General features: G+C 72.0%; 1 protein-coding gene. It reads left to right on the forward strand.

Annotated elements, in window-relative coordinates; genetic code table 11:
- Positions 1-923: serine/threonine-protein kinase (locus B0F77_RS46480; RefSeq protein ID WP_483868467.1), on the forward strand; the 923-nt coding region annotated here is incomplete at both ends.

The following is a 923-nucleotide window of genomic DNA, read 5'->3' on the forward strand; positions in this document are numbered from 1 at the left end:
GCGGCGCCGTCGTTCGCCGATGACATCTGGTCGCTCGGCTCGACGCTGTTCACGTTGCTGGAGGGCAAACCGCCGTTCGCGTCGGACAACCCGGACGAGGACACGCTGCTCTCCTACGTCGGCCGCGTCAGCACCGGCGAGCCCCGCCAGCTCACCCGGTTCGACGTGCCGGCCCCGCTCGTCGCGGTGATCAACCGCTGTCTGTGCAAGGACCGCGCGGAACGCTTCGGCTCGGCACTGGAGCTGCGCAACGCGTTGCTGGCGGCCAACTCCGCGGCCGCTGTGTCCGTTGTGGACCCGGACGCGACGGCGATGCTGGGCGAACGCACCTGGGTCATTCCGGACGGTCCCACGGAGGCGCCCGGTTTCGGGCCGCGCGGGTACGTGCCGGAACCGGAACCGGAGCCGGAACCCGTTGAGGAGCCGGACGACTCGTGGCGCGGCCAGCTCGCGGACCTCACCTACCGGCGGCACGACCTCGTGCCGCCGCCTCCGCGTCCGCAGCCGGTGGCCGTGCTGCCGGCCGTCGACCTGCCGCCCGCTGGACCGCTGCCCACCGAACCGATGACCGGCCCGGTGCGCAAGAGCAGGCGCGGCGGCGTGCTCGCGTTGCTGGCCGTGGTCGCGGTGACGGGCGGCATCCTCGCGGGCATGCTCCTCAACCGTCCCGACGACAAGCAGAACAAGCAGCAGGCCCAGCCGCCGGTGACGCAGCAGACGACCACCACTACACCGCCGGCGGCCTCGGAGTCCGGCGACGCGGGCCCGCTCCCGAACACCGACCCGAAATTCGTCCCGGTCCTCAAGCGCGCCGAGTACCAGGGCAAGACGATCGAGCTGGAGTGGACCGACCCGAGCGACGGCAAGGCCGACTTCGTGGTGGTCGACGTGACCGGCGCGAAACCGGTCGCCGTGACCAGGGT

Origin of the sequence: Lentzea kentuckyensis, from assembly GCF_002150765.1 — a bacterium.
Classification (GTDB): Bacteria; Actinomycetota; Actinomycetes; order Mycobacteriales; family Pseudonocardiaceae; genus Lentzea; species Lentzea kentuckyensis.